General features: G+C 76.4%; 13 protein-coding genes. 8 read left to right on the top strand and 5 right to left on the bottom strand.

Annotation, left to right across the window (positions count from 1 at the left end):
- Positions 1-17: 17 nt before the first annotated feature.
- The 3 genes from ASF82_RS02315 to ASF82_RS15865 all read right to left on the bottom strand — a co-directional run bounded on the left by ASF82_RS02315 (position 18) and on the right by ASF82_RS15865 (position 2,544).
- Entirely contained in the window at positions 18-2,102 is a 2,085-nt protein-coding gene (locus tag ASF82_RS02315) for a carboxypeptidase-like regulatory domain-containing protein (RefSeq protein WP_056052879.1), read from the bottom strand.
- Positions 2,099-2,227, bottom strand: a complete 129-nt coding sequence (locus ASF82_RS16285) for a hypothetical protein (protein WP_255354133.1) — start codon at positions 2,225-2,227, stop codon at positions 2,099-2,101. Before ASF82_RS16285 ends, ASF82_RS02315 begins: the two co-directional genes overlap by 4 nt.
- Positions 2,228-2,406: 179 nt before the next feature.
- Positions 2,407-2,544 (bottom strand): hypothetical protein, encoded by a 138-nt coding sequence (locus ASF82_RS15865; protein WP_185231714.1) that lies wholly within the window; start codon positions 2,542-2,544, stop codon positions 2,407-2,409.
- Positions 2,545-2,694: 150 nt separating this feature from the next.
- On the opposite strand from ASF82_RS15865, the gene ASF82_RS02320 reads away from it, so the two are divergent.
- Positions 2,695-4,083: an MFS transporter gene (locus tag ASF82_RS02320; protein ID WP_056052880.1), complete on the top strand. Its 1,389-nt coding sequence runs from the start codon at positions 2,695-2,697 to the stop codon at positions 4,081-4,083.
- A complete protein-coding gene (locus ASF82_RS02325) occupies positions 4,080-4,700 on the top strand; it encodes a thermonuclease family protein (protein ID WP_056052883.1) in 621 nt (206 codons plus the stop codon). The genes ASF82_RS02320 and ASF82_RS02325 overlap by 4 nt, the downstream gene beginning before the upstream one ends.
- On the opposite strand, the gene ASF82_RS02330 is transcribed toward ASF82_RS02325, so the two are convergent.
- A complete protein-coding gene (locus ASF82_RS02330; protein ID WP_056052886.1) occupies positions 4,625-6,775 on the bottom strand; it encodes an MMPL family transporter in 2,151 nt (716 codons plus the stop codon). The two genes, ASF82_RS02325 and ASF82_RS02330, sit on opposite strands and share 76 nt — an antisense overlap.
- A 91-nt stretch (positions 6,776-6,866) precedes the next feature.
- Here ASF82_RS02330 and ASF82_RS02335 point away from each other — a divergent pair, with 91 nt between their 5' ends.
- Positions 6,867-7,424, top strand: coding sequence for a MarR family winged helix-turn-helix transcriptional regulator (locus ASF82_RS02335; protein ID WP_056052889.1), 558 nt, complete (start codon positions 6,867-6,869; stop codon positions 7,422-7,424).
- Complete coding sequence (locus ASF82_RS02340) at positions 7,421-8,845, top strand: L-serine ammonia-lyase (protein WP_056052892.1); 1,425 nt, start codon at positions 7,421-7,423, stop codon at positions 8,843-8,845. Before ASF82_RS02335 ends, ASF82_RS02340 begins: the two co-directional genes overlap by 4 nt.
- A 72-nt stretch (positions 8,846-8,917) precedes the next feature.
- Here the strand turns inward: ASF82_RS02340 and ASF82_RS02345 are convergent, their stop codons facing one another.
- The gene (locus tag ASF82_RS02345) at positions 8,918-11,119 is read right to left on the bottom strand and encodes an Ig-like domain repeat protein (RefSeq protein ID WP_056052895.1); all 2,202 of its coding nucleotides are present in this window, start codon (positions 11,117-11,119) and stop codon (positions 8,918-8,920) included.
- A gap of 174 nt (positions 11,120-11,293) precedes the next feature.
- Here ASF82_RS02345 and ASF82_RS02350 point away from each other — a divergent pair, with 174 nt between their 5' ends.
- The 4 genes from ASF82_RS02350 to ribB all read left to right on the top strand — a co-directional run.
- On the top strand, positions 11,294-11,998 hold the full coding sequence (locus ASF82_RS02350; RefSeq protein ID WP_162240250.1) for a pentapeptide repeat-containing protein: 705 nt from the start codon (positions 11,294-11,296) through the stop codon (positions 11,996-11,998).
- Positions 11,999-12,059: 61 nt separating this feature from the next.
- Positions 12,060-12,647, top strand: a complete 588-nt coding sequence (locus ASF82_RS02355; RefSeq protein ID WP_056052900.1) for a DUF1349 domain-containing protein — start codon at positions 12,060-12,062, stop codon at positions 12,645-12,647.
- Positions 12,648-13,033: 386 nt separating this feature from the next.
- Positions 13,034-13,675, top strand: a complete 642-nt coding sequence (locus ASF82_RS02360) for a riboflavin synthase (RefSeq protein ID WP_056052903.1) — start codon at positions 13,034-13,036, stop codon at positions 13,673-13,675.
- A gap of 35 nt (positions 13,676-13,710) precedes the next feature.
- Positions 13,711-14,382 (top strand): 3,4-dihydroxy-2-butanone-4-phosphate synthase (ribB, locus tag ASF82_RS15870; protein WP_255354154.1); only part of this gene is annotated, 672 nt, incomplete at its 3' end.

Consider the following 14,382-nt stretch of genomic DNA (forward strand, 5'->3'; position numbering starts at 1 on the left):
GCGCAGGAGGCGCGGTCTCAGTCCTCCGACCCGCTCACGACGGCCTGCTGCCGGCGCCGCAGCACGGCTCGGCCCGTCACGAGGCCGAGGCCCGCGACCAGCAGCGCGGCCCCGAGGCCGAGCGGCCACGCCGCGTCGGCACCGGTGAAGGCGAGGCCGCCGGGCCGCCCGGCGGGACGGACCGTCGGGGTCGTGCCCGGGGCCACGGGCGCCGCGCTCGCCGTCGGTGCCGGTCCGGCCGGGGGGCCGGGGGAGGGCTCGGGCGACGGGCCGGGCGTGGGGCCGGGCGTCGGGTCGGGCACGACGACGGTCACGGCGACCGTGCCGAGCCCGGCGTCCGCGAACCCGGTCGTGAAGGGCACCGCTCCGGCGACGTCGCCGTCGACGACGAGGCGGTAGTCGGTGCCGGGGTCGAGGTCGTCGAGCACGAAGCGCCCGTCGGCGTCGGTCGTGGTCTCGGCCACCGGGGCGTCGCCGGTGGCGGGCAGCACCGCGACCGGCGCGTCGGCGACGGGCTCGCCGTCCTGGTCGACGACCGTGCCGTCGACGCTGACCGACTCGGGCGCGGGCACCTCGAGCACGAGCGGCGTCGCGGGGGCGCCGGCGGCCGGGGTCGTGAACGGGACCGCCGCCTCCGCCTGCTCGTCGACGACGATGACGTAGTCGGTCTCGGGCAGCAGCCCGTCGACCTCGAAGCCGCCCGCGGCGTCGGTCTCGACGGTCGCGACCGTCTCGGTGGGCTCGCCGCCGTCGGCCGGCACGAGCACCACGTCGAGCGTCGCGCCCGCGGCGGGCGCTCCGTCGGGGCCGGCGATCGTGCCGCTCACGTCGACGGTGGGCTCGGGGGCCGGCGCGGGCACCGGCCGGAAGAAGTCGACCGGCAGCACGCCGCCGCTGTTGGGCACGAGCGTGCCGAGCGACTCGCCCGTGTCGGCGCGGAAGAGCTCGTACGACGTCGTCGGGGCGAGGTCGGCGACGGTCGCCGTGCCGTCGTCGGCCGTGGTCACCTCGGCCACCGTGGCGCCCGAGGCGCGCTCGACGAGCCTCAGCGGCAGGTCGGGCACGGGCGTTCCCTCGGTGTCGACGATCGTGGCGGTGACCGCGACCGATGTCGGCGCGGGCGCGGGCGCGGTCGGGAAGGCGACGTCGGCGACCCCGTCGGCGGCCGTCAGGTCGACGACGACGTCCTCCGCGGCGGGGGTCCCCGCCGGCGGCTCGACGGTGACGCGCCAGCCCGGCGCGGCGGTGAGGGCCGGCACGACGTACTCGCCGCGGGCGTTCGTGGTGGTCTCCGCGACGACGGTGCCGGAGGCGTCGCGGACGGTGACGGCCGCTGCCGGGAAGGCCGCGCCTCCCTCGGTCACGGTGCCGGTCAGCGACTGGGTGCGCGTCGCGAACCAGGTCTGGAAGACCGGGAAGCCCGAGCGCTGCTGGAAGGTCAGCGTGAGGGAGCCGAGCGGCACGGTCGGGCTGAACCAGGCCGCGGCGCCCTCGGTGTCGAGGGCGTCGGCGTTGCCGAGCAGCACCCCGGTCGAGGAGTCCCAGCGGGGCACGTCGCCGAGGCCGGCCGCGTCGCACGAGGGGCCGCCGGCGACGCGGCAGTAGTTGTAGGCCGAGCCGAAGCCCAGGGCCGAGGCGGGCACGGCCGCTCCGGCCGGGTCGGTCGCGGTCACGGTGACCTGGTCGGCGTCGACGTCGCCGAGCACGAACGACCAGCCGGCCGACGGGGTGGCGGAGCCGAACGTGTAGGTGGTGACCGAGGCGGCGGAGGCGACGGGCCGGTCGAGCTGCGGCCGCAGGTTGAGGTAGGGCAGGCCCCGGCTCGACCCGTAGCGCTCGCCGGGCGCGGTGGAGGCGGCCTGCCAGGTGCTCGAGCCGCTCGGCACCGTGGCCTGGCGCGAGGTCGAGGTGAAGGTCGTCTCGGGGAAGCCGCCGGGCAGCGACATCGTGCCGGACCACTCGCGAGCGCTCCCGCTGAGCGTGAAGCTGCCCCAGGCGCCGGCCTGGGCGGCGGAGGCGGTGGTCGCCCCCGCGAGGGCGAGCCCCAGCGCGACGACGGCGACGGTGCCGGCCGCGGCGCCGCGGCGGAGCGCGGCCCTCACGCGGCGGCCGCGGTGGTCGGAGCGGGCGCCGTGGTCGCCGCGGCCGAGGCGGCCGGGACGGGCCGCGGGCCGGGCCCGGGCTTCGGGGCGGGCGTGGGAGCGGGCGTGGCGTCGGACGTGGTCATGGTGGTCCCCTCGACCGGGCCCCCTGGTGGGCCCGTCCCCCGAGGCTAGCCACGAGCTGAGCGTCTGTCACCGACGGAGGGGCGACCGGGGACGAGAACGGCACCGCCGCCTCCCGGGGTGACGGGGGCTGACGGTGCCGTGACGCTGCCGCTGCCGCTGACGCGGCGCTCGGAGGGAGCTAGCGCTTCTTGACGTTCGAGACGGCGTCCTCCGAGTGGGAGGCGGTGCCGCGCTTGTCCTTCTTGTCGGCCCGCTTCTCCTTGAGCGACCGCGTCGCGGTCGTCTTGGTGGACTTCTTCGCCGATTTCTCTGCCATGGTGGTGCCTCCGTCGCCCGTCCACGATGGACCGGTGCGCCGGAGCCTACGGTGCGGCGCCCCGAGACTCGCTACCCTCGTCGATGTTCACGGCTGGCGCACGGCAGGGCGTGTCGGGGACGCCCCACCCGACAGCGCCCGAGAGGCACCATGACCGACGACGTCGCCACGCAGGCACCGCCCACGCGCACCGAGCGCCTGGACGAGCTGCCCTTCACCCGCAAGCACGGCCGGCTGCTCGTCGGCAGCGGCGTCGGCTGGGCCCTCGACGCCCTCGACGTCGGCCTCGTCTCGTTCGTGATCGCCCAGCTGGCCGTCGTCTGGAGCTCCGACCGCGGGGCCCTGGCGTTCGTCGCCTCGGCCGGCTTCGCCGGCATGGCGATCGGCGCGGCCCTCGGCGGCACGCTGTCCGACCGCCTCGGGCGCAAGACCGTCTTCGCCCTCACCCTCCTCGTCTACGGCCTGGCGACCGGCGTCTCCGCGCTCAGCTGGTCGGTCGGGGCGCTGCTCGTGCTGCGCTTCGTCGTGGGGCTGGGCCTCGGCTCCGAGCTGCCGGTGGCCTCGACGCTCGTCTCCGAGTTCTCGCCGCGTCGCATCCGCGGCCGCGTCGTCGTGCTGCTCGAGGCGTTCTGGGCGGTCGGCTCGATCGCGGCGGCGCTGGTCGGCTACCTGGTGGTGCCGACCAGCGACGACGGCTGGCGCTGGGCGCTGCTGATCGGGGCCCTCCCGGCGGCGTACGCCGTGTTCGTGCGGCTGCGCATGCCCGAGTCGGTGCGGTACCTCGAGTCGCGGGGGCGGCACGACGAGGCCGAGCGCACCGTCCGGGCCTTCGAGCGGGCCGCCGGGGTGCCCGCCCCCGACCCGGCCGACGTCGCGGCCGCGGCGGCCAGGGCGACGGCCCTCGAGGAGGCGCGGGTCGCGTCGGGCGCTCGCCGCGCCTCCCTCTCCGCCCTCCTGCGCGACGGGCTCCGCCGGCGGACGGTCGCCCTGTGGCTCGTCTGGGCGGCGACGAACTTCTCGTACTACGGCGCCTTCGTCTGGCTGCCGACCCTGCTCGTCGAGGCGGGCTTCCCGCTCGTCAAGTCGTTCGAGTACACGCTGCTCATCACGCTGGCGCAGCTGCCCGGCTACGCCGTCTCGGCCTGGCTGATCGAGCGCTGGGGCCGTCGGGCCACCCTGGCGGCCTTCCTGCTCGGCTCCGCGGTGGCCGCCGCCGCCTTCGGGGCGGGCGTCGTCAGCGGGAGCGCGACGCACATCGTGGTCTCGGGCGCGGCCCTGTCGTTCGCGAACCTCGGGGCGTGGGGCGCCCTGTACGCGGTCACCCCCGAGCTCTACCCGACGCGGCTGCGCGGCACGGGGTCGGGCTGGGCCGCCGGGGTCGGGCGCATCGCCTCGATCGTCGCGCCCCTGTCGGTGCCGCCGCTGCTCGTGCTGGGCGGCGCGCCCCTGCTCTTCGTCGTCTTCGGCGCGGTGTTCCTCGTCGCGGCCGCCGCGGCCCTCGCCCTGCCCGAGCTGCGCGGCACGAGGCTCGCCGAGTGAGCGGCGGTCGCGCGCGGGGCCGCCGTCGTCGGTCGTCGCTGCTCGGCGTCGTGGTCGTCGTCGTGGCCGCCGTGGTCGTGGTGGCGTTCCCGCAGCTCCTCGACGGCTCGCGCGACGGGTCGGGCCCGGGCGCTGGCTCGGCCCCGGGTGCCGGCTCGGCCCCCTCGGTCGCGGTGCCCGCCGCCGTCCCCGAGGGCGCCGCCCAGGCCACCGTCGAGCGCGTGGTCGACGGCGACACCGTGATCGTCGTGCTCGCCGACGGCGGTGCCCGGGAGCGGGTCCGCCTCATCGGCGTCGACACCCCCGAAACCGTGCAGCCCGACGCCCCGGTCGACTGCTTCGGCCCCGAGGCGAGCGCCTTCACGACCACGAGCCTGCCGGCGGGGTCGGCCGTCTGGCTCGAGGCCGACCCCTCGCAGGGCGACGCCGACCGGTACGACCGCCTGCTGCGCTACGTCTGGACGCCCGCCGGGGTCATGCTCAACCACGACCTCGTCGCCCAGGGGTACGGCCGCGAGGACACCTACGACGACCCGTACCGCTACCGCGACGCCTTCGTCGCCGCCGAGGCCACGGCCGAGGGCTCGGGCGTCGGCCTCTGGTCCGCCTGCGGCTGACCGCGGCGCTGGCTCGGCCACCAGAACGCGTCGCCGGTGAGGAAGACCAGGGCCGGCACCAGCACGGTCCGCACGACGAGGGTGTCGAGCAGCACGCCGATGCAGACGACGACGCCGACCTGCGTGAGGGCGACGACCGGCAGCACGCCGAGCACGGCGAACACGGCCGCGAGCAGCACGCCGGCGCTGGTGATGACGGCGCCCGTCGAGGCCAACGCGCGCACCATGCCCTCGCGGGTGCCGTGCCGCTCCCGTTCCTCCCTCGCCCGGGTGGTGAGGAAGATGTTGTAGTCCACCCCGAGCGCCACGAGGAAGAGGAAGGCGTACAGGGTCACCGCCGTGTCGAGGGCCGGGAACCCGAGCACGTGCTGGAACAGCCAGGTCGACGCGCCCAGGCTCGCCGCGAAGGTGGCGAGCACCGACGCGATGAGCAGCACCGGGGCGACCAGCGACCGGAGCAGCAGCGCCAGGACGGCGAAGACGACCGCGAGGATGATCGGGGCGATCAGGCGGAGGTCGGCCTGCGCGGCGGTGCGCTCGTCGTAGGCCGTCGCGTCACTGCCGCCGACGAGGGCGTCCGACACCGCGCCTCCGGCCCCGGCGTAGGCGTCGCGGAGCGCCTGGACGACGACGAACGCGTCGTCGCTCTCCGGCTCGGCCGCGAGCTGGACGTCGACGCGGGTCAGCCCGGAGGCCGCCTCGCCGACGGTCGCGGAGTCGACGCCGTCGACGCCCTCGGCCACGGCCGCGGCGTCGGCGGCCGCCGCGGACGGCACGAGCACCGTCGTCTGGCTGGTGAGTCCGGCCGAGAACGAGTCGTCGACGATGCGCTGGGCGGTGACCGAGTCGGGGTCGCCGAGCAGCTGGTCGGTCTGCGAGAGCCCGACCGCGTAGCCGCCGAGGCCCAGGCAGAGCACTCCGAGCCCGGCGACCGCGGCGACGCTCACGACCACCGGTCGGCGCTGCACGCCCCGGCCGAGGCGCTCCCAGGCGCCCTGCTTCCGTGCCGCGTGGTGGTGGGGCTCGTCGGCGCCGGGGGAGCCGGGGGCGGAGGCGCGGGGCACGAAGGGCCAGAACAGCCCGCGACCGCAGACCACGAGGGCGGCCGGCAGCACGACGAGGGCGAAGACGACCGCGACCACGACGCCCAGGGCACAGGCCACGCCGAGGGCGCGGTTGCCCGCGAGGGAGGCGAGCACGAGGGTGGCGAGGCTGAGCGCGACCGTGCCGCCGCTCGCCGCGATCGCGGGCCCGGCGCTCGTCACGGCGGTGCGCATCGCCCGGTGCCGGTCGTCGTCGCGCAGCAGCTCCTCGCGGTAGCGGGCGACCAGCAGGAGCGCGTAGTTCGTGCCCGCGCCGAAGACGAGCACCGAGAGGATCCCCGAGATCGAGGCGTCGACGGTCACCCCGAGCGGCTCGGCCAGGGCCGCCACGACCCGACCCGCGAGGCCGTCGGCGACGCCGACGACGGCGAGCGGCACGATCCACAGCACGGGGCTGCGGTAGGTGACGATCAGCAGCACGGCGACGACGACCACGGTGACGAGCAGGAGGCGGAAATCCGCCCCCGCGAACGAGTTCGAGACGTCGTCCTGGAAGCCGACGGGCCCGGTCAGGTACGCCGAGAGGTCGTCGGGCAGCCCCTCCGAGGCGGCGGCGCGCAGCTCTCCGGCCACGCCCGACAGGTCGGCGTCGACGTCGTCGGCGGCGAGCGGCACGGCGACGAGCGCCGCGGCGCCGTCGTCGCTGACCTGCGGGCGGACGGCCTGCGGGGTGGTCGACAGGGCCGCGAGGGCCTCGGCGCGGGCGGAGACCGACGCGACGTCCGCGTCGGAGAGGGCGGCGCCTCCTCGGCTCCAGACCACGATGCCGACGGTCGTGTCGGACGACGGGAACTCGTCGAGCAGGGCGGTCACCTCCGCCGCCTGGCTGTCGTCGGGGAGCCCGGAGGGCGGGAACGCGTCGTCGCCGCCGGAGGGCAGGAACGCGAAGAGCAGGGCGACGGCGACGAGGGTGCCGCCGAGGACGGCCCAGGCCGACCGGTGGCCGCTGACGAGGCGGGCGAGTGCGCGCACGAGTGTCCTTCAGTTGGTGGAAGTCTTAGTTGCTGAGAGTATTGCACGGCGGCGACCCGACGTCGGCGAGAATCAGTGCACAGGAGGCGCGATGACCGACCCAGACCCGGCTCACCCCGACGTGCGAGACGCGCCGGGCGCGCCCGCCCGCGCCGGGGCCCGCCGCGACGTCGTCACGGCCATGCAGCGGCTCACCACCGAGTCGCAGCGGGTCGCCCAGGCGTTCGCGGCGCAGCAGGGGCTCGGCCACATCGACCTGGAGGCGCTGCTGCACGTCATGCAGGCGGAGCAGCGGGGCGACCCCGTCACGTCGGGCCGCCTCGGCGACGTCCTCGGCGTGACGTCCGGCGCCGCCACGGGCGTCATCGACCGCCTCGAGCGCGCGGGCCACGTGCACCGCACGCGCGACGAGGTCGACCGGCGCCGGGTCATCGTGCGCTACGACGAGGCGGCCCGCGCCGTCGCCGGCCGTTTCTTCGGGCCCCTCGGCGCGCTGAGCGACCGCGTGATGGCGGGCTACGACGACGCCGAGCTGCAGACCGTCCGGAGGTTCCTCGGCGAGATGGCGGCGGCGATGGGCGAGCACGCCCGCACCGTCGGGCGTCCCGACCCCGATCCGACCTCGAGCCCCGCCCCGGAGGCACCATGACCGACCACGTCTCGGCCCTCGACCTGTTCTCGGTCGGCATCGGGCCCTCCAGCTCGCACACCGTCGGGCCGATGCGGGCCGCCCGCCTCTTCCTCGACGGGGTCGACGCCGCGGGCCTGCTCGACGACGTCGCCCGGGTGGAGGTCGTCCTCTACGGCTCGCTCGCCGCGACCGGCCTCGGGCACGGCACCCCCTCGGCGGTGCTCGCGGGCCTCGCGGGCATGGAGCCCGAGACCTGCGACCCGCTGGTGGTCTCGTCGATGCAGCGCTCCGTCGAGCAGGGAGGCGGCCTCCGGCTGCTCGGCCGGCACCAGGTCGCCTTCGCGCCGAACGACCTCCGCATGGCGCCCCTGACCCGCATGCCGCGGCACCCCAACGCGATGAGCCTCGAGGCCCGCGACGCCGACGGCGCGACCCTCGCGCGGGAGGTCTGGTTCTCGACCGGCGGCGGGTTCGTCGTCCGCGACGGCGACGACGAGCACGTCGTGCCCGCCGCCGAGGCCCCGTTCGCCTTCGTCGACGCCGACGACCTGCTCCGGCTCTGCGACGCCGAGGGCGTCGGCATCGCCGAGCTGGCCTGGCGCAACGAGGTCGCGGTGCACGGCGAGGCCGCGGCCGCCGCGGGCCTCGCCGCCCGTTGGGCCGCGATGGAGGCCTGCGTCGACGCCGGCCTCGCCGCCTCCGGGGTGCTGCCCGGCTGGATGAAGGTGCCGCGACGGGCCCGCCAGATCGCCGAGATGCTGCGGGCGCAGGAGGAGCGGGCGACCGCCTTCGCGATCGGGGGCTCCGCGGTCGACCAGGGCCGCGCCTCCTCGTTGCTCACCTCCGACCTGCCGGCGCAGTGGCTGCAGGCCTACGCGATGGCCGTGAACGAGGAGAACGCCGGGGGCGGCCGCGTCGTCACCGCGCCGACCAACGGGGCTGCGGGCATCATCCCCGCCGTCGGGTACTACGCGATGCGGTTCCACGGGGTGACGCGCGACGAGCTCGAGCGCGGCTACCTGCTCACGGCCGCCGCGATCGGGTCGCTCTACAAGCGCAACGCCTCGATCTCCGGCGCCGAGGCCGGCTGCCAGGGCGAGGTCGGCTCGGCCGCCTCGATGGCGGCGGGGGCGCTCACCGCCGTGCTCGGCGGAACGCCCCGTCAGGTCGAGAACGCGGCCGAGATCGCGATGGAGCACCACCTCGGCCTCACCTGCGACCCCGTGGGGGGCTTCGTGCAGGTGCCGTGCATCGAGCGCAACGCCATCGCGGCGGGCACGGCGGTCGCCGCGACGCGGATGGCGCTGCTCGGTGACGGCAGCCACGTCGTCAGCCTCGACACCGTGATCGAGACGATGCGCCAGACCGGGCGCGACATGGCCGACAGCTACAAGGAGACCAGCCGCGCCGGGCTCGCCGTCAACGTCGTCGAGTGCTGAGCGGTCGGGCAGGCCGCCGGGCGCGGCCGGGCGGGCACGGAGCCCGTCCGGCCGACCCGCCCGCCCCGCCGGTCAGCGCACCCGCAGCGTGACGCCCGCCGAGGTGCTGCCGAGCACGTCGGGCGTGCCCGAGTAGCGCACCGAGACCACCGGGCTGCCGGCCGTGGCGTACCGCGGCAGCGTCACCGTCGCGGTGCCCTGGCCGGTCGAGGTCAGGGCGACCGTCTGCACGGCGCGTCCGTCCGAGAGCACGGTGACCGAGCCGGCCGGCGAGGCGACGCCGGCGACGCGCACGGTGACGGTGGCCGTCGTGGCGGTGTTCCGTGCGGGGCTCGTCGTGGCGGGCGTGATCGCCACCGTCGAGCTCGCGGGCACGACCGTGACCGTCTGGGGCGCGCTGACCGACTTCACGAGCGACGTCGACGAGGGCGCGAACGAGGCCGTGAACGACCACCGGCCGGCCGACGTGCTCGCGGGCACGACCCACGACGCGGTGCCCGAGGCCAGCGGCACGACGGCCACCGGCACGCCGGAGCGCGTGAAGGTCACGGTGCCGGCGGGCCAGCTGCCGGCCACCTGCGGCACGGTCGCGGTGAGGGTCGTCGTCGTCGACCCGAAGGTCTGCTGCGGGCCGCTGAACCGGAGCGACGTGGTCGTCGCGCCGGCCGTGACCGCGAGCGTCTGCGGTGCCGAGCCCGACGCCGTGACGGCGGGGTCGGAGGGCGTGAAGGAGGCGCGCAGCGCGTGGCTCCCCGCGGCCAGCGTCGTCGGCACGGCGATCGCCGTGCGACCGCTCGTGCCCACGGGCACGGTCGCCAGCACGGTCGAGCCGTCGACGAGGCTCACTGTGCCCGCGGGCGCCGTGCCGTCGGCGCGGGTCACGACGGCGGTCGCCGTCGCTCCGGCTCCGCCGTAGGTCTGCGAGGCGGTGGAGAGGGTCAGCGCGGTGGAGGTCGACACGGCGCCGCGGGGCCCGCGGAGGGAGACGTCGAGCACGGCTCCGCCCTGGGGTGAGAGGCTCGCGACGGCGACGGTGAAGCCGCCGCCGGCGCTCGTGAACGACTCGCCGGCGTCGAGGTGGGTGTCGCGGCGGGCGGGGTCGGCCGCTGCGTCGGTGCCGACCGCGAGGGCCACCGTCGTGGCGAAGCCGCCGGGCTGGGGGAGGGCGCGCAGCACGCGCACGCTGCCCGTGGCGGCCGAGCTGTCGAGCGCGCACTTCGTGAAGCCGGTCGCGACGACCGTGCAGCGGGGCGCACCGCCGGCGAACTCGGCGCTCGACCGGTCGCGGCCCGTGGCCGTGCGGTACTCCAGCACGTAGTGCTGGCCGCTGACGGGGTCGGTGACGTCGACGGCGCGGCCGGCGGCCGCGGTGTCGAGCGAGGGCAGCACGACGCGCTTCGTGGTCGCCGGGGTGCTCAGCGCGACGGTGCTCGGCAGCCAGCCGAGACGCATCCGCTGCGGGGACGACAGGTGCGGGCGGGCGCCCGACACCGAGTAGCCCATGATGTCGAGGTGGTCGCCGTACTCCTCGGTGGGGCAGGCGGCGTCGGCCGTGCTGCGGAAGTCGCCGGGGGCGCCGTCGAACGAGGTCGTGCTGCGGCAGAGCGCCGAGCCGGCGTGGCCGAGCCCGAGGTTGTGGCCGAACTCGTGCAGCAGCACGGGCACGCCGAGCTGCTGGCCGAGGCCGTACGAGCTGACGATCTCGCCGCCGTCGCCGCCGATGGTGCCGAACGCCTGCGTGCCGCACGCCTCGCGGGGCAGCACGAGCAGGTGCTTCTCGGTGCCGGCCCAGCCGTACGAGGCGAAGGAGCCGCCGAAGGCCGAGGCCTTGACCTTGCTCAGCGTCGTGGACGCGTCGCAGCTCGTGCCGCCGAGGGAGCGCTCCTCGACGCCGCCGAGGCGGACGTCGACACGGCCGCCCGACTCCTCCCACCAGTAGTCGTGCAGCGCGGTGACGGCGGCGTCGATCGACGCGCGGTCGAGCGAGGTGACCGTGTCGTCGGTCGTGGCGGCGGTGGCCGACACGGTGCTCACCCAGAGGGTGTGGACGACCGGGCCGGTCGTGGGCGCGTCGTCGAGGGCGTCGGCCCGGGCGAGCGCCGAGGGCGGCACGACGAGCTGGTCCTTCGGCAGGGAGGCGGTGGTCGGGGCGGGCGCCGGCGCGGCGCTCGCGGGCGCGGCGGGCGCGGCGACCAGGCCGGCGAGCAGCAGGCCGGTCGCGAGGAGGCCGGCGGCGAAGGCCGACGGCAGACGGGCAGGGAGGGATGACGGCACGGGGGTTCTCCGGTCGGGGCGGGGGAGGGGCGCGGCCCGACCGTCGGGTGGTCAGGGCAGCGGCGCGCAGCGTTCATGCATGCGCATGGAACTGATCGTGCCCCCCTCCTGCCGGGGCGGCACTCCCCAGAACGAGTCCGTCCGGTGTCGGCGGCCATCGGTAGCCTCGTCCGCATGGCCGCTCCCCGTCGTTCCTCCTCCCGCGCCGGGCGCTCGGGCGCCGCCCCGGGCGGCGGCACCGACGCGCCCCGCATCGACCACGTCGACCCGACCGGCCTCGTCGACGTGACGGGCGACTCCCTCGCCCCGCACGACGACCGCGAGCGGGAGCGCCTCGTCGACGCCGACCTCGCCGACCGCGACCTCGAGGGCGTCGTCCTCCGCGAGTGCGTGCTCGAGGCGCCCCGGCTCGGCAGGGCTCGCCTGCGGGGCGCCCGGTTGGTCGAGACGGTCGTCGCCGACTCGTTCGCCCCCGAGCTCGCCGCCGGGCGCAGCACCTGGCACGACGTCCGCGTCGAGCGCCCGCGCTGGGGCTCGGCCGAGCTGTTCGACGCCGACTGGCGCTCCGTCCGTGTCGTCGGCGGCAAGATCGACTACCTGAACCTGCGGGGGGCCCGCCTCACCGACGTCGTCCTCGAGGGCTGCAGCGTCGGTGAGCTCGACCTCGGCGGCGCGGAGGCCCTGCGGGTGGCCCTCGTCGACTGCCGCGTCGGCACGCTCGACGTGACCCGCGCCTCCCTCGCCCACGTCGACCTGCGCACGACCTCGTTCGAGCGCGTCGACGGGCTCGACGGGCTCCGGGGGGCGACCGTCGACGCCGTGCAGCTGCAGGTGCTGGCCCCTGCGCTCGCGGCGCACCTGGGGCTCGTCGTCGACTGAGCCTCGTCGCTGCGCCGCGCCGCGCCGTGTCGCGGGTCGGCGGCGGCGTAGCCTCGACCGCATGATCGACGTCGACTGGAGCACCGGCAGCTGGACGACTGCGCCCGCGCGCGTGGAGGTGGGCGACGACGGGATGCGCGTGACCGCCGTCGAGGGCAGCGACGCCTGGCGCGTCACCTCGTACGGGTTCGTGCACGACACGGAGCACGCCCTCCTCGCGCCGTTCGAGCAGGGCACCGCGGTCGAGGTCTCGTTCCGTCTCGACTTCTCGGCCCAGTTCGACCAGGCCGGCGTCTTCGTGAGGGTCGACGACGAGACGTGGACGAAGGCGGGCGTCGAGCGCAGCGACGGCGAGGACGGCCTCGGCGCCGTCGTCACGCGGGGCGTCTCGGACTGGTCGCTCGCCCCCGTCCCCGGCTGGCGCGACCGCGAGGTCACCGTCCGGGCCAGCCGCTCCGGCGACGCCCTGACGGTCCGTGCCCGCGTGGACGACGAGCCGTGGCGCCTGGTCCGGGTGTCTCCGCTCGACGCGGACGCGGCGGTGACGGCGGGGCCGATGTGCTGCGCCCCCTCGCGCGACGGCCTCACCGTGCACTTCACGGCCTGGCGGACCGGGCCGGCCGACGAGGGCCTCCACCCTCCGACCTGACCCGGCGGGGCGACGTGACGGGGCGTGACGGCGGCCGAGGCCGCTGTCGGGGCCCGGTGCTATCGTCGCCGGTGAGCAACGCGCTCCGGGGTCAGCGAAAATCTGAACCGGCGGTCACAGTCCGCGACCCGGTGCGGCCCCCAGACGGTGGTCGCCCCGGTTGAACCGGTGGAACTCCGGTACCGACGGTCACAGTCCGGAAGGGAGGCAGCGCGGGCCAGGGCTCGTCGACGACGGCGCCCGGGCTGGCCGCGACCTCGCGTCGTCCCCGGAGAGCCCCAGCAGGCTCACCGACGGAGACATGATGACCACCACCCTCGCCCCGCGGCGCCGGCCGACGCCGGTGCCCGCCCTCCCGTTTCTCCTGCCGACGGCGGTGATCTGACGTGTTCACGGGTCTCGTCGAGGAGAAGGGCCGTGTCGTGCGGCTCGCCGACGTGGGCGACAGCGTCCGCCTCACCGTGCACGGGCCGCTCGCGGTCGACGGCGCCGAGCACGGCGACTCCATCTCGGTCAGCGGCGTCTGCCTCACCGTGGTCGAGCGCGACGGGGAGTCGTTCACGGCCGACGTCATGAAGCAGACGCTGGTCATGAGCACCCTGGGCGACCTCGAGCCCGGCCTGCCCGTCAACCTCGAGCGGGCGGCCCGCGTGGGCGACCGCCTCGGCGGCCACATCGTGCAGGGCCACGTCGACGGCACGGCGTCCGTGCTCGAGACGGAGGAGGGCGACGCCTGGCGGCGCGTGCGCCTGAGCCTCGCCGACGACCTCTCCCCCCTCCTCGTCGACAAGGGCTCCGTCACGCTCGACGGCGTGAGCCTCACCGTCAGCGGCATCAGCGAGCCGGGGGTCGACGAGGGGTGGTTCGAGGTCAGCCTGATCCCCGAGACCCTCGCCGCCACGACGCTCGGCGACAAGGCCCCGGGCGACCGGGTCAACGTCGAGACCGACGTCCTGGCGCGTCACGTGCGCCGCATGCTCGCCCTCGACGCCACCGCCGGCGCGCACCGCTCCGGCCGGGCGTCGTGACCGAGGCGTCGGGCACCCGCGCGGGTGCCCCCGAGGTGCCTCGGCGCACCGGCGCCGAGCCCCTCGACGACGTCGCGACCGTCCTGGAGCACCTCCGCCGCGGGCGGCCGGTCATCGTCGTCGACGACGAGTCGCGCGAGAACGAGGGCGACGTGGTGCTGAGCGCCGAGCTGGCGAGCCAGGAGTGGCTGGCCTGGACGGTGCGGGTCTCGTCCGGGTTCGTCTGCGCCCCGATGTCGGCCGAGATCGCCGACCTCCTCGACCTGCCGCCCATGGTCGCCCGCAACGAGGACGCCCGCGGCACCGCGTACACGGTCAGCGTCGACGCGGCCGAGGGCGTGACCACGGGCATCAGCGCCTCCGACCGCGCTCGCACCCTGCGGGTCCTGGCCGATCCCGCCTCCGTCCGCGACGACCTGCACCGCCCCGGCCACGTCATCCCGCTCCGGGCCCGGCCCGGCGGGGTGCTCGAGCGCGACGGCCACACCGAGGCGGCCGTCGACCTGATGGTGGCCGCCGGCCTCCGCCCCGTCGCGGCGATCAGCGAGATCGTCGCCGACGACGGCGAGATGATGCGGCTGCCCGGCCTCATCGAGCTGGGGCGCCGCGAGGGCGTCCCCGTCGTGACCATCGCCCAGGTCGTCGCCCACCGCCTCGCGGCCGGGCCGGCCGCCCCCACCACCCCCGGCGACCTCCCCGGTCGCCCC

This window comes from Frigoribacterium sp. Leaf164 (genome assembly GCF_001423665.1).
GTDB classification, from domain to species: domain Bacteria; phylum Actinomycetota; class Actinomycetes; order Actinomycetales; family Microbacteriaceae; genus Frigoribacterium; species Frigoribacterium endophyticum.

What these genes read in the sequence shown, in the direction of transcription:
- ASF82_RS02355 (WP_056052900.1), top strand. Translation starts at nt 12,060, where the DNA reads ATGATCGACGTCGACTGGAGCACCGGCAGCTGGACGACTGCGCCCGCG.
- ASF82_RS02320 (WP_056052880.1), top strand. Translation starts at nt 2,695, where the DNA reads ATGACCGACGACGTCGCCACGCAGGCACCGCCCACGCGCACCGAGCGC.
- ASF82_RS16285 (WP_255354133.1), bottom strand. Translation starts at nt 2,227, where the DNA reads ATGACCACGTCCGACGCCACGCCCGCTCCCACGCCCGCCCCGAAGCCC.
- ASF82_RS02340 (WP_056052892.1), top strand. Translation starts at nt 7,421, where the DNA reads ATGACCGACCACGTCTCGGCCCTCGACCTGTTCTCGGTCGGCATCGGG.
- ASF82_RS15865 (WP_185231714.1), bottom strand. Translation starts at nt 2,544, where the DNA reads ATGGCAGAGAAATCGGCGAAGAAGTCCACCAAGACGACCGCGACGCGG.
- ASF82_RS02350 (WP_162240250.1), top strand. Translation starts at nt 11,294, where the DNA reads ATGGCCGCTCCCCGTCGTTCCTCCTCCCGCGCCGGGCGCTCGGGCGCC.
- ASF82_RS02335 (WP_056052889.1), top strand. Translation starts at nt 6,867, where the DNA reads ATGACCGACCCAGACCCGGCTCACCCCGACGTGCGAGACGCGCCGGGC.